Raw genomic sequence first — 18,667 nt, 5'->3', positions numbered from 1 at the left:
CTGCCTAAGCAGCATTATTTACCTGTTTTACCTTCTTTGCGGCGAACTTTCTCACCTTCGTAACGGATACCTTTGCCTTTATACGGCTCTGGCGGACGAACTTGGCGGATGTTAGAAGCAAGAGCTCCAACGCGTTCTTTGTCGATGCCTTTAACGATAACTTTTGTGTTAGCTGGAACTTCAACTGTAAGGCCTTCTTCCGGAGTGAATTCAACCGGGTGAGAGTAACCTACGTTAAGAACCAATTTTTGACCTTGCAGCTGAGCACGGTATCCAACCCCTACCAATTCAAGCGTACGCTCGAATCCTTGTGAAGTTCCAAGAACCATGTTAGCAAGCAAAGCACGAGTAGTTCCGTGAATTGTGCGGTGATCTTTCGATTCAGACGGGCGTGATAATGTTACCACGTTGTCTTCAAGAACGATTGCGATATCTTTGTTGAATTTGCGAGTCAACTCGCCTTTAGGTCCTTTAACAGTTACTTCGTTATTGTCGCCAATAGTGACAGTAACGTCAGCAGGAACCTCGATTGGTTTTTTACCTACACGTGACATTTCTTTGCACCTCCATTCGTTTGTTGCTAATTACCAAACGTATGCTATGATTTCTCCGCCGATTTGTTTCGCGCGGGCTTCTTTATCAGTTACCAAACCTTGTGATGTCGATACCAAAGCGATCCCAAGACCGTTCAGTACACGAGGCACCTCATTAGTTTTAGCGTATACACGCAATCCTGGTTTTGAAATGCGTTTCAATCCAGTAATAACGCGTTCGTTATTAGCTCCGTATTTCAAGAAAATCCGGATCATACCTTGTTTATCATCTTCAACATATTCCACGTCACGAACGAAACCTTCACGCTTCAAAATTTCAGCGATGTCTTTTTTCACATTAGAAGCCGGAAGCTCTAATTTCTCGTGACGAACCATGTTTGCATTACGAATGCGTGTCAGCATATCTGCAATCGGATCTGTCATTGTCATTACATTTACCTCCTTCCCAAATTAGGGGATTACCAGTGGCTTTTTTAACGCCAGGAATTTGTCCCACATATGCAAGTTCACGGAAACAAATACGGCAAAGTTTAAATTTGCGTAATACTGAATGCGGACGTCCGCATCGTTCACAGCGTGTGTACTCTTGTACTTTAAACTTTGGCGTGCGTTTTTGTTTTGCGATCATAGATTTTTTAGCCACGTTTACGCCTCCCTCACGTTTACTTTTGGAACGGCATTCCGAATTGTGTTAATAACTCACGAGCTTCTTCATCAGAGTTCGCAGTTGTTACAATTACGATGTCCATACCGCGTACTTTAGAAACTTTATCATAATCGATTTCAGGGAAGATCAATTGTTCTTTCACACCAAGTGTGTAGTTGCCGCGTCCATCGAAAGATTTTTTCGAAACGCCACGGAAATCACGTACACGTGGAAGTGAGATAGCAATCAATTTATCCAGGAAGTCATACATACGCTCTCCGCGAAGTGTAACTTTACATCCGATTGGCATACCTTCACGAAGACGGAAGCCAGCGATAGATTTCTTAGCTTTGGTAATAACTGGTTTTTGACCAGAAATCGTTTGTAGTTCTTCAACAGCAGTGTCAAGGGACTTAGTGTTTTGAACAGCTTCGCCCACACCCATGTTAATAACGATCTTATCTACTTGGGGTACTTGCATTACTGATTTATATTCAAACTTGCTCACTAGAGCAGGAGTGACTTCATTCACATATTTTTCTTTTAGGCGGTTCATGTGTGTACCTCCCTTCATTCAGGAATTTTTATTTATCTAATTTTTCACCGGATTTTTTTGCAACACGAACTTTTTTACCATCTTCTACCTTGTATCCTACACGAGTCGCTCGCCGGATTTAGGGTCGATTAACATTACGTTAGAAACGTGAATCGCTGCTTCTTGGCTGACAATCCCACCTTGTGGGCTTGCCTGGTTCGGTTTTGTATGCTTTTTGATGATGTTTACACCTTCAACTAGCACACGGTCTTTCTTAGGAAGAGCTGTCAAAACAACACCTGTTTTGCCTTTGTCTTTACCTGAGATTACCTTAACTGTATCACCTTTTTTAACATGCATTCTGTCGCACCTCCTTGGTATGGCACATTGATTTATTAAAGAACTTCAGGAGCAAGTGAAACGATTTTCATGAAGTTGCTGTCGCGAAGTTCGCGGGCAACAGGTCCGAAAATACGTGTTCCACGTGGACCTTTGTCGTCACGAATAATAACACATGCATTTTCATCAAATTTAATGTAAGTGCCGTCTTTACGGCGAGCTCCGCTTTTCGTGCGAACGATGACAGCCTTAACGACTTCACCTTTCTTGACAACGCCACCTGGTGTTGCTTTCTTCACGGTACAAACAATTACGTCGCCGATGTTTGCAGTCTTGCGACCAGAACCACCAAGCACTTTAATTGTTAGTACTTCACGAGCACCCGAGTTGTCTGCAACTTTTAAACGAGTTTCCTGTTGGATCACTTAGGTTACCTCCCTTCGGAATTTCTTAGGTTCCGAAATTATTTAAATTAGATAATAACCGCTTTTTCTACAACTTCCATCAAACGGAAACGTTTTGTAGCTGACAGCGGACGAGTTTCCATGATGCGAACGATGTCGCCCATTTTCGCTTCGTTTAGCTCATCATGAGCTTTATATTTCTTAGAGTATTTTACACGTTTGCCATAAAATGAGTGCTTCTTTTGAGTTTCAACCATTACTGTAACGGTCTTGTCCATTTTGTCAGACACAACACGGCCTGTGTATACTTTGCGTTGGTTACGCTCAGTCATACTTGCAAACCTCCTCTCGATTTATCAGTTATTGCCACTGAGTACTCTTTCGTGAATCACAGTTTTCATACGGGCAATCGCTTTACGTACTTCGCGGATGCGAGCAGTATTTTCTAATTGACCTGTAGCCAATTGGAAGCGAAGGTTGAAAAGCTCTTCCTTCAGTGATTTCACTTTTTGTTCGATCTCAGCAGTGGTTAAGTCACGGATTTCTTTAGCTTTCATTCGATTCACCACCAATTTCTTCGCGTTTAACGAACTTCGTTTTGATCGGAAGTTTGTGTGATGCTAAGCGCAATGCTTCGCGTGCCACTTCTTCAGATACTCCAGCAAGTTCGAACATTACTTTACCAGTTTTAACAACCGCTACCCAGCCTTCAGGCGAACCTTTACCGGATCCCATACGTACCTCAAGAGGCTTTTTCGTATAAGGTTTATGCGGGAAAATTTTAATCCATACTTTACCGCCACGTTTCATGTAGCGAGTCATGGAAATACGTGCTGCTTCGATTTGGCGGTTAGTGATCCAAGATGATTCTAAAGCCTGGAGACCAAATTCACCGAATGCGATTTCTTTGCCGCCTTTAGCTTCTCCGCGCATCTTGCCTCGGTGCTCTCGACGATATTTAACGCGTTTAGGCATTAACATATTATTTGCCTCCTTCCTCAGATTTCTTCTTAGTTGGAAGGACTTCACCGCGGTAGATCCATACTTTTACGCCAAGTTTGCCGTAAGTTGTATCGGCTTCTGCATGCGCATAATCGATATCCGCGCGTAGCGTATGGAGCGGAACAGTACCTTCACTGTAGTGTTCAGAACGCGCAATGTCAGCGCCGCCTAAACGTCCAGATACTTGAGTTTTGATCCCTTTAGCGCCAGAACGCATAGTGCGCTGGATAGCTTGCTTTTGAGCACGGCGGAAAGATACACGGTTTTCCAATTGGCGTGCTACGCTTTCAGCTACTAATCTCGCATCAAGGTCAGCTCTCTTGATTTCAATGATGTTGATGTGTACACGCTTGCCAGTCATTGTGTTCAGTTGGTTGCGAAGCACTTCTACTTCAGAACCACCTTTACCAATTACCATACCTGGTTTCGCAGTGTGAATTGTTACGTTTACACGATTTGCAGCGCGCTCAATTTCAATCTTAGAAACTGAAGCTTCTTTCAAACGTGCTTCGACGTATTCACGGATTTTAATATCTTCGTGAAGAAGTGTCGCATAGTCTTTTTCAGCGTACCATTTGGACTCCCAGTCACGAATGATTCCGATACGCATCCCTATTGGATGTATTTTTTGTCCCACGAATTATCCCTCCTTCTTGTCAGATACCACTAGTGTGATGTGGCTTGTACGTTTGTTAATCGCGCTTGCGCGTCCCATTGCACGTGGACGGAAACGTTTCAATGTCGGACCTTCATCAACGAATACTTCACTGATGTACAAGTTGTTCAGATCCATTTCGTAGTTATGTTCTGCGTTAGCAGCTGCAGATTTCAACAACTTCTCAACAACAATAGATGATGCTTTCGGAGTGTGGTTCAAAATTGCAACGGCTTCGCCGATTTGCTTGCCTCGGATTAAATCTACTACTAAACGGACTTTACGAGGAGCAATACGTACTGTTCTAGCAACAGCTTTTGCTTGCATGGGGAAATCCTCCTCTCAATTAACGTCTTGTTTTCTTGTCGTCTGCACCATGACTAGCGTATTTGCGTGTTGGAGCAAATTCTCCTAGTTTATGGCCAACCATGTCTTCAGTCACGTATACAGGGATGTGTTTACGTCCGTCGTATACTGCAATTGTTAGTCCGATGAATGTCGGGAAAATTGTAGAACGGCGAGACCAAGTTTTAATCACTTGTTTTTTCTCAGAATCCTTTTGTGCGTCAACTTTTTTCAAAAGATGATCATCAGCAAAAGGTCCTTTCTTCAAGCTGCGGCCCATTTGAGGTCCTCCCTTCGTGATCGCACCACGGTTCTTTCATTGAACCGCAGCGGAATCAAATTATTTTTTACGACGACGCACGATGAACTTGTCTGACTTGTTCGTTTTCTTGCGCGTTTTGTATCCAAGAGTTGGTTTGCCCCATGGAGACATTGGTGATTTACGTCCGATTGGCGAACGTCCTTCACCACCACCGTGTGGGTGATCGTTAGGGTTCATTACAGATCCGCGGACTGTTGGGCGATTGCCCTTCCAGCGGTTACGTCCTGCTTTACCAATGTTGATCAATTCGTGCTGCTCGTTGCCTACAGCGCCAATAGTAGCACGGCAAGTAGCAAGGATCATGCGAACTTCGCCTGATTGCAAACGAACTGTTACGTATTTTCCTTCTTTACCCAATACCTGAGCTGAAGTTCCTGCAGAGCGTACAAGTTGTCCGCCGCCGCCTGGCTTCAATTCAATGTTATGGATTGTAGAACCCATTGGGATGTTCGATAACGGAAGTGCGTTACCTGCTTTGATATCAGCTTCAACGCCTGACATGATCTGCGTTCCAACTGTGAGTCCTTTAGGAGCCAAGATGTAACGTTTTTCTCCATCAGCATAGTTGATCAATGCGATGTTCGCAGAACGGTTAGGATCGTACTCGATTGTAGCAACGCGTCCTGGAATGCCATCTTTGTTACGTTTGAAATCGATAACACGGTATTGGCGTTTATGTCCACCACCGTGATGGCGTACAGTAATTTTACCTTGGTTATTACGGCCGCCTTTACGCTTAGTTGGTTGTAGAAGCGATTTTTCAGGCTTGTTCGTTGTGATTTCAGCGAAATCCGAACTCGTCATATTACGACGACCGTTAGTGGTAGGTTTGTATTTTCTAATCCCCACGTTATTTCCCTCCTTCGTTAGTAGTTCTTTAAGAACTTATAAGAAATTAAATATCGAACAATTCGATGTCTTTGCTGTCAGCAGTCAATTTAACGATCGCTTTGCGGCGTTTGTTAGTGTATCCTGCGTGTTTGCCCATGCGTTTGAATTTCCCTTTGTAGTTCATGATGTTGACTTTCTCAACTTGAACTCCGAAGATTTCCTGAACTGCATGTTTAACTTGTGTTTTGTTTGCGCGAGTGTCCACTTCAAAAGTGTACTTCTTATCTGCCATTACTTCAGAAGAACGCTCAGTAATGACCGGACGCTTTAAAATATCACGTGCTTCCATTAACTAAGCACCTCCTCAATTTTCTCGATCGCTGCTTTTGTCATAACGACTTTGTCATGTCCAAGCAGGTCTAATACGTTGATGCCAGTTGCCGACACCACTGTCATGCCTTTGATGTTGCGCGCAGACAATGCTACGTTCTCATCAAGGTCAGCAGTTACGAACAAAGCTTTTTTACCGATTGAAAGGTCGCCCATCAATTGTGTAAATGACTTTGTTTTTGGTGCGTCAAACGACAAACCTTCAAGTACCATCAATTTTTCTCCAACTACTGTCGATGAAAGAGCAGAGCGAAGAGCTAAACGACGTACTTTCTTAGGCAATTTATAGCTGTAGCTACGTGGTGTCGGTCCGAAGACAACACCGCCGCCGCGCCATTGTGGTGAACGGATCGACCCTTGACGAGCACGTCCTGTTCCTTTTTGGCGCCATGGTTTTCTACCGCCGCCTGCTACTTCAGAACGGTTTTTTACTTTATGGTTACCTTGGCGAAGTGAAGCGCGTTGCATCACTACTGCGTCAAATAACACTGATTCATTTGGTTCGATACCGAATACATAGTCGTTCAATTCGATGTCGCCAACTTGTGAACCTGTTTGATTTAATAAAGCTACTTTAGGCATTCGTGTTTCCTCCTTCCTCAAAAAAATGATTAGTTAGCTTTGATAGCTGTTTTTACGCGAAGCATCGCTTTGCGTGAACCAGGAACATTACCTTTGATTAGAAGCAAGTTGCGTTCCACATCAACCTTGACGATTTCAAGGTTTTGGATCGTAATTGTCGTTCCACCCATTTGACCAGGTAATTTCTTCTGTTTGAAAACGCGGTTAGGGGCAACCGGGCCCATTGAACCTGGACGGCGGTGGTAACGCGATCCGTGGGACATTGGTCCGCGGGATTGTCCGTGGCGTTTAATAACACCTTGGAAACCTTTACCTTTTGTTGTTCCAGTGACATCTACGATGTCGCCTTCTGCGAATACATCTACTTTGACTTCCTGACCAATCTCGTAATCAGCTAAGTTTACATTGCGAAGTTCGCGAATGAAGCGCTTAGGAGCAGTGTTCGCTTTTGCTACGTGTCCTTTAGAAGGTTTGTTGGCAAGCTTCTCGCGCTTGTCTTCAAAACCTAATTGGATTGCTTCGTAGCCGTCAACCTCAACTGTTTTCTTTTGAAGCACTACGTTTGGAGCAGCCTCAACTACAGTTACAGGGATTAAATCACCGTTCTCAGCAAAAACTTGCGTCATACCGATTTTTCTACCTAAGATTCCTTTGGTCATGTTGTCACACCTCCTGCAATTTTTGTGTTTTTTCTATTTCGTTCACCGATTAAAGTTTAATTTCAATGTCAACGCCTGACGGTAAATCAAGTTTCATCAACGCATCGACAGTTTGTGGTGTCGGGTTAACGATATCGATTAGACGTTTGTGTGTGCGCATTTCAAATTGCTCACGAGAATCTTTGTACTTATGGACAGCACGCAAGATCGTGTAAACTGACTTTTCCGTTGGCAACGGTATCGGACCCGATACGCTAGCGCCTGAACGTTTAGCTGTTTCCACAATTTTCTCAGCAGACTGATCTAGGATTCTATGATCATATGCTTTTAAACGGATACGAATTTTTTGTTTTGCCATTATTTTCCCTCCCTTTCGCCTATTTTGGATAGACATTCTCCACGAAAATTTTCCAATCACTCGCCATGGCAAAGCGGCCGGGTGTATCGGTAACCTCTCGCTTCATCGCAGTCAAAGACCAACATTCACCATTATACAAAAGAAAAAAGAATTCCGCAAGGCTTTCCACGAAATTCTTTCTGATTCGCTTTTTTTATTATAACAGGATTTTTCCTTTATACAACCGATACGATAATAGTCCGAACATTCACCTTTAAGCGAGCAGCATAATCGCAATCCAGCCGAACACGACGAGCGGAATATTGTAATGGATGAACGTTGGCACACACGTATCCCAGATGTGGTTGTGCTGCCCGTCGACGTTCAGTCCGGCTGTCGGGCCGAGCGTAGAATCGGAGGCCGGAGACCCGGCGTCGCCGAGTGCGCCCGCTGTTCCGATCAGGGCGATGATCGCCAGCGTCGAGAAGCCGAACTCCATGCTGAGCGGCACGAAGATGGCAGCGATGATCGGAATGGTCGCAAACGATGAGCCGATGCCCATCGTGACGACGAGGCCGATGATGAGCATCGCTAGCGCAGCCGCTCCTTTATTGCCATTAAATAAATCGGAGGAGCTTGCCACCAGCGGCTCAATGGCACCGGTCGCTTGGATGACGGAAGCAAAACCATTCGCCGAGATCATGACGAAGCCGATAAAGGCCATCATGCGCATGCCGGCTGTCAGCACATCATCCGCGTCGCGCCATTTCATCGCACCGAAGATATACAATACGAGGATTCCGGCCAGCGCGCCAATGATCATCGATTCTGTCTGGATCTGCCCGTAAAGCGCAGCAATCAAAGCCAGAATGGTAACAATAATATCTTTCTTCGATGCTTTTTTCGTACGGGTTTCTTCTATAGTAGTAAGCTCGGTCTGATAATCACGCGGCTTGCGGTACGCAATGAAGACGGCGATGATCAAGCCGAGCGCCATGCCGGCAACTGGAATGGCCATCGCTTTCGGAATATCCGCCATATCAATCGGCAATCCTGCAAGTTCCATCTGCGTGGCAACAATTTCATGGAAAATCAGCCCGAAGCCATACGGCAGCAAAATATAGGGCGCAGTCAAACCGAAAGTCAGCACGCTAGCAATCAAACGGCGGTCGATGCGCAGTTCGTTTAGGATGTGTAGAATCGGCGGGACCAATAACGGGATGAAAGCGATGTGAATCGGGATGAGGTTCTGTGAAAAGATAGCCATCACCAGCAGCGCAAAGATGATTAATGCTTTCGCCAGGTTTTCCCTAGTTGCTTCCCCCTCTTTATTGACGAGCTTCAAGACGCCAGAAACCAGCAATTCAGGAATTCCTGTGCGCGAGATCGCTACGGCGAACCCGCCAAGCATGGCGTAGCTGAGCGCGATGGTGGCCCCTGCCCCAAGTCCGTCGGTATAGGCGGTGATGGTTTCTGCAAATGACAAGTTTCCAGCTAGCCCCCCCGCCAGTGCACCGATCAACAAAGCGAACACGACGTTGACACGGAGAAGGCTCAAGACAAGCATGATAATTACGGCAATCACTACTGCATTCATTTATGGATTCTCCTTTAGTTTGCTAAAGCGTTAAAGTACTTTATTAAATTAACAAATCCCTAAAAGGATGTCAACCGCTCTGCACGCATTTCCATCATACTGAAAAAACCGACTTTTCCGCAGCCCGCCAAAAAGCCCTTTGCCGGATAGCAAAGGGCTTCTACTATTAATAAGAACTTGCCGTACCGATATCAGTAGCGGTTTTTCTGCATTCTTCGAGTCTGGCGATGTCGAAATTGCCGCCGCTGACGATAACGCCCGTTCGCGCCGAATCAAATGGGAGATGTCGAAAGAGCATTGCAGCAACCGCCGCTGCTCCCGCTCCTTCGACAAGCATCTTTTCACGTTCAAGCATAAAAAGGATCGCTGAGGCGATTTCCTGCTCACTGACGGTGATGACATCGTCTACGTAAGCCTGGATGATTTTCGTCGTCAATTTTCCTGGCTCTTTCACTTTGATGCCTTCCGCCATGGTCGGCAGAAATGGCACCGCCGTATTATTGGTGCCGTGGAAAATGGACGCGATAGAGGAAGCGGCTCTCGCCTGCACGCCAATGACCCGGATTTCCGGCCGCATCAGCTTGGCGGCGATAGCTGTCCCTGCAAGCAGGCCGCCGCCGCCGGCTGGTACAACGATTGTATCCAGGTCGGGGCATTGCTGCAGCATCTCCATTGCAACTGTCGCCTGCCCTTCGATGATGGCCAAATCGTCAAACGGATGGACAAACGCTGCACCCGTAGCCAATTGCTCCCTTTTCGCCGCTGCGTATGCTTCGTCGAAATTCTTCCCGGCAATGATAACTCGGGCACCGTATTGGCGCGTCGCCAGCACTTTCGTTTCCGGAGTGCCTTCAGGCATAAATACCGTCACCGGCACGCCCTTTTCACGCCCTGCCAGTGCCACACCTTGCGCGTGGTTGCCCGCCGAAGCGGCAATGATTCCCCGTGCGCATTCCAATTCCGTCATCTGGCTGATTTTATTGAACGCGCCGCGGACTTTGAACGAACCCGTTTTCTGCAAGTTCTCCAGTTTCAATGAAACCTCGCTGCCGGTGATGGCATTCAGCGTACTGGATTGCTTGCACGGCGTGCGATGGACAATGGGCGCCAACCTCTCGAATGCATTAAATAAGCCTACTGTACTGTACGAATTCCCAAGCAGATCATCTCCTCTTGTAATAGTAGAATGTTACACGCCTTGTTTTGCTTCATATGCCGTAATATGCGATTCGAATTGGAATGTCAGCGCAATCTCGTCCCAGCCTTTTAGCAGCATCTCTTTCCAATACGGATCGATCGTGAACGAATAGCGGCTGCCGTCCTGGCCTGCTACGGTCTGTGCCTCTAAATCGACTTCCAGCCGGTAAGGCTCCTGTTTGCCTTTTTGAATCAGCTCGTCCACTTCCGCATGCGCCAAACGGATTGGCAAAATCCCGTTTTTCACACAGTTATTATAGAAGATATCCGCAAAGCTTGGCGCGATGACGACGTTGAACCCGTAATCTTGAATCGCCCATGGGGCATGCTCGCGTGAGGAGCCGCAACCGAAGTTCTCTTGTGCGACCAGAATTTCGGAGCCTTTGAAACGCGGATCGTTCAGGACAAAGCTTTCTTCCGGTGCACCATCCGGACGGAATCGCCAATGATAGAATAAATACTTGCCGAACCCGGTCCGTTCGATGCGCTTCAGAAACTCTTTCGAGATGATTTGGTCGGTATCGACATTTTTGCGTTCCAGGGGGGTCAAGACGCTATTGATGTGGTTGATGGGCTTCATTGCAAGCGGCCTCCTTTTCCTTTGGTGTTGTTATGCACTCGGCACAGGTTCTTTCATATAATTCCGGACATCTGTCAGATGCCCTTCAATTGCAGCTGCAGCGGCCATCACCGGGCTGACAAGGTGAGTCATTGAACCCGCTCCTTGGCGCCCTTCGAAATTCCGGTTGGAAGTGGATGCACAGCGTTCTCCTGCCGGAACAGAATCTTCATTCATTGCCAGGCACATGCTGCATCCCGTTTCGCGCCATTCAAATCCGGCGGCCAGGAAGATTTTATCGAGCCCTTCCTCTTCTGCAGCACGCTTTACAGTTTCTGACCCCGGTACGACAATCGCCGTTACAGATGGATGGACTGTACGGCCTTCTACAATGGCGCTAGCTGCCCGTAGATCGCCTAAGCGTGCATTCGTGCAGGAACCGATAAAGACGTGTTGGATCGGAATTGACGACAATGCCGCCCCTTCTTCAAGGTGCATATAATCCAGCGCCTGTTTCAGCGCATCCCGGTCTTCCTGCTCTTCGTAATCCGCAGCAAACGGCACATGGCCTGCAATTCCTGAACCCATCGAAGGATTGGTGCCCCAAGTGACGAACGGCGAGATTTCATCGGCGTGGATGGAGAGCGACACATCGTATTGCGCATCTTCATCTGTCGCCAACTCAAGCCATTTCGCAGCAGCTTCTTCAAACGCCTCGTCTTGCGGCACATGGCGTCGGCCTCTCAAATAGTCGATCGTCGTGTCGTCCGGGCTGATCAGCCCAGCGCGCGCTCCCGCTTCAATCGACATATTGCAGATCGTCATGCGCTCTTCCATCGACAAGTTGCGGATGGCATCGCCCGTATACTCGACGATATGCCCTGTTCCCATGTCGATGCCGAATTTGGCGATGATCGCCAAGATGACATCTTTCGAAGAAACGCCGAAGCCCAGTTCACCGTCGATGCGGATTTCCATCGTTTTAGGCTTTGATTGCCATAATGTCTGTGTTGATAGCACGTGTTCGACTTCACTTGTGCCGATGCCGAACGCCAGCGCGCCGAACGCGCCGTGTGTCGACGTATGGCTATCGCCGCAAACGATCGTCTTGCCCGGCTGCGTCAGCCCAAGCTCCGGTCCGATGACGTGCACGATGCCTTGGTCGGGATGATTGATGCCCGCAAGCGGAACCCCGAACTCATCGCAGTTTTGCTGCAAAGTTGCGATCTGCTTGCGCGAAATCGGATCGGTGATTTGATCGCGGTTGCGCGTCGGCACATTGTGGTCCATCGTCGCAAAGCATAAATCCGGCCGCCGCACTTTGCGGCCATTCAGCCGCAGGCCTTCGAACGCCTGCGGTGAAGTGACTTCATGCAATAAATGAAGGTCGATGTATAAAAGGTCCGGCTTTCCCGCCTCTTCATAGACGATATGCTGTTCCCAAATCTTTTCAATAATCGTTTTTGCCATCGTGCGCCCGCTCCTTTGCTTAAACGTAAGAATACATGATGTGTTCAGATACAAATTCCCGTTCGACTTCCTCGATGACTTTCGTCACGAAAGTTTCAGTCGAAACAGTCCGTTTGCCGGCTGTCGTCAAATCCCCTGTGCAATAGCCATCTTCCAGCACGCCCATTACCGCTTCTTCAATTGCGGAAGCTTCTGAATGCATGCCGAATGAATGGCGCAGCATCATGGCAACCGACAAGATCGCCGCTGACGGGTTGGCTTTATTCTGCCCCGCGATATCTGGCGCGGATCCGTGTACCGGTTCGTATAAGCCGAAGCCGTCTGTGCGGACACTCGCGGATGGCAGCATGCCAAGCGATCCCGTGATAACCGACGCTTCATCGCTTAAGATGTCACCGAACATATTCTCTGTCACAACGACATCAAAGCGGCGGGGATCGGTGATCAATTTCATCGCGGCCGAATCGACCAGCATATGCTCGACTTCGACGTCTGGATAAGCCGCTTTCCGCTCTTCCACAACTTCACGCCATAATTTGCTCGTTTCAAGGACGTTCGCTTTATCGACCGACGTCACTTTGCCTCTGCGCCCGCGGGCAATTTCGAATGCCTGGTCGACAATCCGCTCGATTTCCCGGCGCGTATATACCAATGTATCAACCGCTGATTTTTCAGAACGGCGTTTCGGTTCAGCAAAGTACAGCCCGCCTGTCAATTCGCGGACGATGACCATGTCCACATCTTTCGCGACCTCTTCTTTTAATGGAGAAGACCCAAGCAATGCCGGCACCGCTTTAACAGGTCGGATGTTCGCGAATAAATCAAAATGCTTGCGGATATTCAGCAAACCTTTTTCCGGACGCAAATGGGCTGGATGGTTATCCCATTTCACTCCTCCGACTGCACCCAGGAGAATCGCATCGCTCGCTTCACATGCAGCCACCGTTTCTTCCGGCAGCGGACTATTATGTGCATCTACCGCACTCCCGCCAATCAATGCATGCTTCAGGTGGAAGGTATGGCCATAGCGCATCGCAATGGATTGCAGCACCTTCACTGCTGCCTCTGTCACTTCTGGTCCGATTCCATCTCCTGGCAATACTGCTATTGTTTTCTCCATTAAAATTCCTCCTCTTTCAATCTTGTTGTGGGTCACCCTGCTGCGACACTGATTTTTTGTCCCGCCTTCACCAATTGGCGATTGACTGCATTTAAATACGCTTTCGCGGTCGCTTCCAGTACATCCTGTGCCACGTCGCGCCCTGTCACGGTTTCCCCGTTATACGTCATGTTGATGACGGCTTCACCTAATGCATCGCGGCCTTTGCCGATTGACGTCACCCGGTAATCCAGAATGTGGACTTTGCCAGCCACAAGCCGCTCCAAGCTATTGAATATCGCTTCTACCGAACCGGCGCCTGTTGCCGAATCCCGAATCAGTTCGCCATCCGGCTTATACGCTGATGCAGTAGCGGTCGGAATGTTCGCTGTGCCGTAATGCACTTGCACACTTTCCAGTTCATAGACCGGCACTTCTTTATCATTTATTTGCTGGTCAGTCAGCAAGACGAACAAATCGTCTTCGACAATCTCTTTTTTGCTGTCGGCCAGTTTCTTGAATTCCACAAATGCTTGGTTCAATTTTTCATCGCTTAACTCAAAGCCCATTTTGATGGCGCGGTCTTTGAAAGCATGTCTGCCGGAATGTTTGCCGAGCACCAATTGCGTCGATGCATCGCCGATCAATTCCGGCGTAATAATTTCGTAGGTCAATGGGTTTTTCAGCATGCCGTCCTGGTGGATGCCGGATTCATGCGCAAAGGCATTTTTTCCGACCACCGCTTTATTGGGCTGAATCAAGCTGCCTGTCAATTGGCTGACCAATTGGCTTGTGCGCTTGATTTCCTTCAACTGGATGCCGGTCTCAATCTCGTAAATTTGTTTACGGATATGCAGCGCAACGGCAATTTCTTCCAACGCCACATTTCCTGCGCGTTCACCGATGCCGTTGATTGTTCCCTCCACCTGCGTCGCGCCGTTTTCGATGGCTGCCAGCGTATTCGCTGTCGCCATTCCCAAGTCATTGTGGCAATGGGCCGATAATTTGACGTTTTCGATGCCGATGACATTATCCGTCACGTATTTGAACATCGCGCCATATTCAGCTGGCGTGGCGTATCCGACTGTATCCGGCAGGTTGATCGTTGTCGCACCTGCTTCGATGACTTTGCGGATGATGCGGACCAAAAATTCCGGGTCGGACCTTGAAGCATCTTCCGCCGACCATTGGACCAGCGGGAAGAATTTTTTCGCATATTTTACAGAAGCGATAGCCGTTTCCATCACTTGTTCCGGCGTCTTCATCAATTTATGTTCCATATGAATCGGAGAAGTCGCTATGAAAATATGGACATGTGGCTGTTCGCCGCCTTTCAGCGCTTCCCACGCTCTTGAAATATCGCTTTCAACCGAACGTGCCAACCCTGTGACGATGGAATTTTTGACGGTGCCCGCAATGCGCTGCACAGCATCGAAATCCCCCGGAGAGGCCGCTGGGAATCCTGACTCTATGATCGTCGCGCCAAAACGTTCAAGCTGGCGGGCGATTTCGATTTTCTCAGCGGTATTCAAGTTGATGCCTGCCGATTGTTCACCGTCTCTTAGCGTCGTATCAAAGATGTCAATTTTGCGCACTGGCGACCACCTCTTTTTCTTTTGTCTTTTTCCCTTCATTGACGAATGGCATCATGGCGCGCAATTCGCGTCCCACTTGCTCGATTTGATGATTTTCTTCCGCTTTTTCAATCGCTGTGAACTCCGGACGGTTTAATTGGTTCTCAAGCAGCCAGCCTTTGGCGAACTTGCCTGTCTGGATATCCGTTAATACATCTTTCATGCGGACTTTCGTATCTGCATCGACGATGCGCGGGCCGGATACGAAGTCGCCCCATTGCGCTGTATCGGAGATTGAATAACGCATGCCTGACAATCCGCCTTCGTACATCAAGTCGACAATCAGCTTTAACTCGTGCATGCATTCGAAATACGCCACTTCCGGCTGATATCCCGCTTCCACCAATGTTTCAAATCCGGCTTTCACCAGCGATGTTACACCGCCGCATAACACTGCCTGTTCGCCGAAAAGATCCGTTTCCGTTTCTTCCTTGAACGTCGTCTCAAGTACACCCGCTCGTGTTGCGCCGATGCCCTTCGCGTAAGCTAATGCTGTTTCCTGCGCTTGGCCTGATACATCTTGGTGGATTGCGATCAAAGCGGGAACGCCGGCGCCTGATTCGTATGTGCGGCGCACAAGATGGCCCGGCCCTTTTGGCGCTACCAGGAACACGTCCACATCGTTTGGAGCAACAATCTGGTTGAAATGAACATTAAAGCCGTGGGCGAAAACCAGTGACTTTCCAGCTTTCAATGCCGGTTTGATTTCATCGTTATAAACTTGTGTCTGGCGCTCATCCGGCACCAATACCATGATGACATCCGCCGCTTCCGCCGCTTCTGCTACAGTAGCAACTTTCATGCCGTCCTCCTGCGCTTGGTCGAATGATTTTCCTTTGCGAACACCCACTACTACGTCAAACCCGGAATCTTTCAAGTTCTGTGCGTGTGCATGTCCCTGTGAACCATATCCGATCACCGCGATTGTCCGTCCTTTTAATACCTGTTCGTTTACGTCTTGGTTATAATACATTTTCGCCATTTTTAATTTCCTCCTCGGTTTTTGTTTTATAGAATCGATAATTGCGCTGCAGGCGTTTTCTGGGTTTCTCTAACAAAAGCGGAAACACCTGTCCGCGTCACTTCTTTAATGCCGTAAGGCCGCATCAGATCGATGAAAGCCTCGATTTTTTCCGGATCGCCTGCCACTTGGAAAGTGGTGACGTTTTTGCTCATGTCCACTACCGTCGCCCGGAAAGGTTCAACAATAGCGTAAAGCTCATTTCTGACAGCTGGCGGAGAGACCACTTTAACGATTGCCAGCTCCCTCATGACCATCGCCTTGTCGGTGATGTCATTGACTTTGATGACATCAATCTGTTTCTGCAGCTGCTTCAGCAATTGCTCCAGCTTGCCGGCATCTTCGACATTGACGACAAACGTCATTTTCGACATTCCCGGCTGCTCCGTATGTCCAACCGAAATGCTTTCAATATTAAACTGCCGTTTCATCAATAAACCCGTCACGCGGTTTAAAACACCGCTTTGGTTGATTACTGTTGTGGTTATAACCCGTTTCATTCGTTCTTCACCCCGATCATTTCATTGAGCCCCTTGCCTGGTGCTACCATCGGATAGACATTTTCCATCTGCACGGTCCGGCAATCGATCAAACACGGTTCATTAGACTCGAATGCCTCTTTGAAAACCGCTTCAGCCTGCTCCATCGTTTCCACTTTGTATCCCGCGATGTCATATGCTTCAGCCATCTTCACAAAATCAGGCTGCACATGGATCAGTGACTGTGAATAGCGTTCTTCATAAAATGTTTCCTGCCATTGCCGAACCATCCCAAGGCTTTGGTTGTTCATGATCACAACTTTTACCGGAAGCCGCAGTTCCTGCAGCAGCGACAGCTCCTGCAACGTCATCTGGAAGCCGGCATCTCCGACAATCGAGATCACTTTTTCATCTGGTCGAGCGAGCTGCGCGCCGATCGCTGCCGGGAAGCCGAAGCCCATCGTTCCTAATCCGCCTGAAGTCACCCAATTATGCGGATGATTGAATTTATAATATTGCGCTGCCCACATTTGATGTTGCCCTACGTCGGTAGTGACGATTGCGTCTCCACCCGTCAGCCGGTGAATCAATTCGATGGCTTGCTGGGGGAGGATGCCGCGCTCCTTATCCGCTTTATACTGCAGCGGATATTCGGTTTTATTGGCTGCTAGGCTTGCCAGCCACTCGGCCGTATCCGGCGACTCGATATCTTGGTTCAATAACGCCCGGAGCGCTTCTCCTGCATCCGCGACAATCGGTATGGCTGTCGGAACATTTTTGCCGATTTCAGCAGGGTCGATATCGATATGGATCACTTTTGCATTCGGTGCGAAATGGGCCAGATTGCCGGTCAGCCGGTCATCAAATCGGGCTCCGATATTCAACAGCACATCACATTCACAAATTGCCGTGTTCGCCGTATACGTTCCGTGCATCCCGGCCATTCCAAGGAATAAATTATGGTTGCCATCAATACTCCCAAGGCCGAGCAAGGTGTTTGTGATCGGTACATTATGCCGTTCAACAAACTCCCGTAGTTCCGATGCCGCTTTTGCAGCAAGCACCCCAGCACCCGCCAGGATCAGCGGCTTTCTTGAATTGCTTATCGCCAATGCAGCTTTCTGGATCTGCAAATAATTTGGCTGCGTTGTCGGCTGATAGCCTGGCAGATTAACTTCTTCGTCTACATAGTTCATCAACAGCCCATTTGAAATGTCTTTCGGTATATCAACCACCACGGGGCCAGGACGGCCAGTTGAAGCGATATAGAATGCTTCTTTGATGATCCGTGGAAAATCTTCAACATTTTTCACTTGGTAATTATGTTTCGTAATCGGCTGCGTGATGCCGATGATGTCAGCTTCCTGAAAAGCATCCGTCCCGATAACCGTGCTGGCAACCTGTCCGGTGAAAACCACCAGCGGAAGCGAATCGAGCATGGCATCAGCGATTCCAGTCACAAGGTTTGTCGCTCCCGGCCCGGAAGTTGCTAGAACCACCCCGGTTTTTCCTGACACCCTTGCATAACCTTCAGCGGCATGGATGGCTCCTTGTTCATGCCGGGCGAGCACATGACGGATGGGGTTTCTGTGCAATGCATCATAGATTGGCAATACGGCCCCTCCTGGGTAACCGAAGATCACTTCGACACCCTGCTCTTTCAACGATTGAATCAGGATCTCAGCACCGCTGCCTTTCAGTTTTTGTTCAACTACTTCTCTTACTTCCACATTTACTCCCATTCTGTCCGCCTCCTTTTGGATTATGTCTTCGGTGAAATAAAAAAAGCATTTTCATCCCTATGCAAAGAAACATGTTCTTGCATAGGGATGAAAATGCTTCATGGTACCACCCTAGTTCGCTGCACAACTGCAGCCTCATGGATAAGCTTGGCTTATCCGTTGATAACGATGCCCACTGCTTAGCTGGACACCGGGAATACCTATTTGGCCGAAGCCGTTCAGCACTCCACTCAGAGGGGATGTCGTAAAACGGTAGTATTGCCGGCTT

24 protein-coding genes and 2 pseudogenes are annotated in these 18,667 nt (G+C 48.2%); all 26 read right to left on the bottom strand.

Features of this window, described 5'->3' with window-relative positions; genetic code table 11:
- Positions 1–14 precede the first annotated feature (14 nt).
- Entirely contained in the window at positions 15–554 is a 540-nt protein-coding gene (rplF, locus tag EGV91_RS02700) for a 50S ribosomal protein L6 (protein ID WP_135500641.1), read from the bottom strand.
- 30 nt (positions 555–584) lie between these two features.
- On the bottom strand, positions 585–983 hold the full coding sequence (gene rpsH / locus EGV91_RS02695; protein ID WP_006828942.1) for a 30S ribosomal protein S8: 399 nt from the start codon (positions 981–983) through the stop codon (positions 585–587).
- A 34-nt stretch (positions 984–1,017) separates the two neighbouring features.
- A pseudogene (locus EGV91_RS02690) lies at positions 1,018–1,197 on the bottom strand (type Z 30S ribosomal protein S14); the annotation flags it as partial.
- A 19-nt stretch (positions 1,198–1,216) separates the two neighbouring features.
- Positions 1,217–1,756 carry a 50S ribosomal protein L5 gene (gene rplE / locus EGV91_RS02685; RefSeq protein ID WP_135500640.1) on the bottom strand — a complete coding sequence of 180 codons (540 nt, stop codon included), beginning with the start codon at positions 1,754–1,756 and terminating at the stop codon, positions 1,217–1,219.
- Positions 1,757–1,784: 28 nt separating this feature from the next.
- A pseudogene (gene rplX / locus EGV91_RS02680) lies at positions 1,785–2,095 on the bottom strand (50S ribosomal protein L24).
- A gap of 35 nt (positions 2,096–2,130) precedes the next feature.
- Complete coding sequence (rplN, locus tag EGV91_RS02675) at positions 2,131–2,499, bottom strand: 50S ribosomal protein L14 (protein ID WP_135500639.1); 369 nt, start codon at positions 2,497–2,499, stop codon at positions 2,131–2,133.
- 47 nt (positions 2,500–2,546) lie between these two features.
- Complete coding sequence (rpsQ, locus tag EGV91_RS02670) at positions 2,547–2,810, bottom strand: 30S ribosomal protein S17 (protein WP_135500638.1); 264 nt, start codon at positions 2,808–2,810, stop codon at positions 2,547–2,549.
- A gap of 24 nt (positions 2,811–2,834) precedes the next feature.
- Positions 2,835–3,035, bottom strand: a complete 201-nt coding sequence (gene rpmC, locus EGV91_RS02665; RefSeq protein WP_135500637.1) for a 50S ribosomal protein L29 — start codon at positions 3,033–3,035, stop codon at positions 2,835–2,837.
- The gene (gene rplP / locus EGV91_RS02660) at positions 3,025–3,459 is read right to left on the bottom strand and encodes a 50S ribosomal protein L16 (protein WP_036803910.1); all 435 of its coding nucleotides are present in this window, start codon (positions 3,457–3,459) and stop codon (positions 3,025–3,027) included. Before rplP ends, rpmC begins: the two co-directional genes overlap by 11 nt.
- A gap of 1 nt (position 3,460) precedes the next feature.
- Entirely contained in the window at positions 3,461–4,117 is a 657-nt protein-coding gene (gene rpsC / locus EGV91_RS02655; RefSeq protein ID WP_135500636.1) for a 30S ribosomal protein S3, read from the bottom strand.
- A 3-nt stretch (positions 4,118–4,120) separates the two neighbouring features.
- Positions 4,121–4,462 carry a 50S ribosomal protein L22 gene (rplV, locus tag EGV91_RS02650; protein WP_135500635.1) on the bottom strand — a complete coding sequence of 114 codons (342 nt, stop codon included), beginning with the start codon at positions 4,460–4,462 and terminating at the stop codon, positions 4,121–4,123.
- A 19-nt stretch (positions 4,463–4,481) separates the two neighbouring features.
- Positions 4,482–4,760 (bottom strand): 30S ribosomal protein S19, encoded by a 279-nt coding sequence (rpsS, locus tag EGV91_RS02645; protein WP_135500634.1) that lies wholly within the window; start codon positions 4,758–4,760, stop codon positions 4,482–4,484.
- A gap of 60 nt (positions 4,761–4,820) precedes the next feature.
- Positions 4,821–5,651 (bottom strand): 50S ribosomal protein L2, encoded by an 831-nt coding sequence (rplB, locus tag EGV91_RS02640; protein WP_135500633.1) that lies wholly within the window; start codon positions 5,649–5,651, stop codon positions 4,821–4,823.
- A 46-nt stretch (positions 5,652–5,697) separates the two neighbouring features.
- The gene (gene rplW / locus EGV91_RS02635; protein ID WP_135500632.1) at positions 5,698–5,982 is read right to left on the bottom strand and encodes a 50S ribosomal protein L23; all 285 of its coding nucleotides are present in this window, start codon (positions 5,980–5,982) and stop codon (positions 5,698–5,700) included.
- Positions 5,982–6,605, bottom strand: coding sequence for a 50S ribosomal protein L4 (gene rplD, locus EGV91_RS02630; RefSeq protein WP_135500631.1), 624 nt, complete (start codon positions 6,603–6,605; stop codon positions 5,982–5,984). The genes rplW and rplD overlap by 1 nt, the downstream gene beginning before the upstream one ends.
- Before the next feature lie 29 nt (positions 6,606–6,634).
- On the bottom strand, positions 6,635–7,264 hold the full coding sequence (gene rplC / locus EGV91_RS02625) for a 50S ribosomal protein L3 (RefSeq protein ID WP_135500630.1): 630 nt from the start codon (positions 7,262–7,264) through the stop codon (positions 6,635–6,637).
- A gap of 49 nt (positions 7,265–7,313) precedes the next feature.
- Complete coding sequence (gene rpsJ, locus EGV91_RS02620) at positions 7,314–7,622, bottom strand: 30S ribosomal protein S10 (protein ID WP_004233624.1); 309 nt, start codon at positions 7,620–7,622, stop codon at positions 7,314–7,316.
- A 253-nt stretch (positions 7,623–7,875) separates the two neighbouring features.
- Entirely contained in the window at positions 7,876–9,198 is a 1,323-nt protein-coding gene (locus EGV91_RS02615) for a Na+/H+ antiporter family protein (protein ID WP_135500629.1), read from the bottom strand.
- A 166-nt stretch (positions 9,199–9,364) separates the two neighbouring features.
- Complete coding sequence (locus EGV91_RS02610; protein WP_135500628.1) at positions 9,365–10,309, bottom strand: threonine ammonia-lyase; 945 nt, start codon at positions 10,307–10,309, stop codon at positions 9,365–9,367.
- A gap of 78 nt (positions 10,310–10,387) precedes the next feature.
- Complete coding sequence (leuD, locus tag EGV91_RS02605) at positions 10,388–10,975, bottom strand: 3-isopropylmalate dehydratase small subunit (protein WP_135500627.1); 588 nt, start codon at positions 10,973–10,975, stop codon at positions 10,388–10,390.
- Between the two features lie 30 nt (positions 10,976–11,005).
- A complete protein-coding gene (gene leuC / locus EGV91_RS02600) occupies positions 11,006–12,424 on the bottom strand; it encodes a 3-isopropylmalate dehydratase large subunit (protein ID WP_135500626.1) in 1,419 nt (472 codons plus the stop codon).
- A gap of 19 nt (positions 12,425–12,443) precedes the next feature.
- On the bottom strand, positions 12,444–13,544 hold the full coding sequence (gene leuB / locus EGV91_RS02595; RefSeq protein ID WP_135500625.1) for a 3-isopropylmalate dehydrogenase: 1,101 nt from the start codon (positions 13,542–13,544) through the stop codon (positions 12,444–12,446).
- Between the two features lie 32 nt (positions 13,545–13,576).
- Positions 13,577–15,118, bottom strand: a complete 1,542-nt coding sequence (locus EGV91_RS02590; protein ID WP_135500624.1) for a 2-isopropylmalate synthase — start codon at positions 15,116–15,118, stop codon at positions 13,577–13,579.
- Positions 15,105–16,139 carry a ketol-acid reductoisomerase gene (gene ilvC / locus EGV91_RS02585; RefSeq protein ID WP_135500623.1) on the bottom strand — a complete coding sequence of 345 codons (1,035 nt, stop codon included), beginning with the start codon at positions 16,137–16,139 and terminating at the stop codon, positions 15,105–15,107. The genes EGV91_RS02590 and ilvC overlap by 14 nt, the downstream gene beginning before the upstream one ends.
- A gap of 26 nt (positions 16,140–16,165) precedes the next feature.
- On the bottom strand, positions 16,166–16,678 hold the full coding sequence (gene ilvN, locus EGV91_RS02580; protein ID WP_135500622.1) for an acetolactate synthase small subunit: 513 nt from the start codon (positions 16,676–16,678) through the stop codon (positions 16,166–16,168).
- Positions 16,675–18,399 (bottom strand): biosynthetic-type acetolactate synthase large subunit, encoded by a 1,725-nt coding sequence (gene ilvB / locus EGV91_RS02575; RefSeq protein WP_135500621.1) that lies wholly within the window; start codon positions 18,397–18,399, stop codon positions 16,675–16,677. The genes ilvN and ilvB overlap by 4 nt, the downstream gene beginning before the upstream one ends.
- Positions 18,400–18,667 lie beyond the last annotated feature (268 nt).

Origin of the sequence: Planococcus koreensis, from assembly GCF_004761975.1 — a bacterium.
GTDB classification, from domain to species: Bacteria; Bacillota; Bacilli; order Bacillales_A; family Planococcaceae; genus Planococcus; species Planococcus koreensis.
This window is presented reverse-complemented; position numbering and strand designations above follow the sequence as displayed.

What these genes read in the sequence shown, in the direction of transcription:
- rplF (WP_135500641.1), bottom strand. Translation starts at nt 554, where the DNA reads ATGTCACGTGTAGGTAAAAAACCAATCGAGGTTCCTGCTGACGTTACT.
- rpsH (WP_006828942.1), bottom strand. Translation starts at nt 983, where the DNA reads ATGACAATGACAGATCCGATTGCAGATATGCTGACACGCATTCGTAAT.
- rplE (WP_135500640.1), bottom strand. Translation starts at nt 1,756, where the DNA reads ATGAACCGCCTAAAAGAAAAATATGTGAATGAAGTCACTCCTGCTCTA.
- rpsQ (WP_135500638.1), bottom strand. Translation starts at nt 2,810, where the DNA reads ATGACTGAGCGTAACCAACGCAAAGTATACACAGGCCGTGTTGTGTCT.
- rpmC (WP_135500637.1), bottom strand. Translation starts at nt 3,035, where the DNA reads ATGAAAGCTAAAGAAATCCGTGACTTAACCACTGCTGAGATCGAACAA.
- rplP (WP_036803910.1), bottom strand. Translation starts at nt 3,459, where the DNA reads ATGTTAATGCCTAAACGCGTTAAATATCGTCGAGAGCACCGAGGCAAG.
- rplV (WP_135500635.1), bottom strand. Translation starts at nt 4,462, where the DNA reads ATGCAAGCAAAAGCTGTTGCTAGAACAGTACGTATTGCTCCTCGTAAA.
- rpsS (WP_135500634.1), bottom strand. Translation starts at nt 4,760, where the DNA reads ATGGGCCGCAGCTTGAAGAAAGGACCTTTTGCTGATGATCATCTTTTG.
- rplW (WP_135500632.1), bottom strand. Translation starts at nt 5,982, where the DNA reads ATGGAAGCACGTGATATTTTAAAGCGTCCGGTCATTACTGAGCGTTCT.
- rplD (WP_135500631.1), bottom strand. Translation starts at nt 6,605, where the DNA reads ATGCCTAAAGTAGCTTTATTAAATCAAACAGGTTCACAAGTTGGCGAC.
- rplC (WP_135500630.1), bottom strand. Translation starts at nt 7,264, where the DNA reads ATGACCAAAGGAATCTTAGGTAGAAAAATCGGTATGACGCAAGTTTTT.
- rpsJ (WP_004233624.1), bottom strand. Translation starts at nt 7,622, where the DNA reads ATGGCAAAACAAAAAATTCGTATCCGTTTAAAAGCATATGATCATAGA.
- EGV91_RS02615 (WP_135500629.1), bottom strand. Translation starts at nt 9,198, where the DNA reads ATGAATGCAGTAGTGATTGCCGTAATTATCATGCTTGTCTTGAGCCTT.
- leuD (WP_135500627.1), bottom strand. Translation starts at nt 10,975, where the DNA reads ATGAAGCCCATCAACCACATCAATAGCGTCTTGACCCCCCTGGAACGC.
- leuC (WP_135500626.1), bottom strand. Translation starts at nt 12,424, where the DNA reads ATGGCAAAAACGATTATTGAAAAGATTTGGGAACAGCATATCGTCTAT.
- leuB (WP_135500625.1), bottom strand. Translation starts at nt 13,544, where the DNA reads ATGGAGAAAACAATAGCAGTATTGCCAGGAGATGGAATCGGACCAGAA.
- ilvC (WP_135500623.1), bottom strand. Translation starts at nt 16,139, where the DNA reads ATGGCGAAAATGTATTATAACCAAGACGTAAACGAACAGGTATTAAAA.
- ilvN (WP_135500622.1), bottom strand. Translation starts at nt 16,678, where the DNA reads ATGAAACGGGTTATAACCACAACAGTAATCAACCAAAGCGGTGTTTTA.
- ilvB (WP_135500621.1), bottom strand. Translation starts at nt 18,399, where the DNA reads ATGGGAGTAAATGTGGAAGTAAGAGAAGTAGTTGAACAAAAACTGAAA.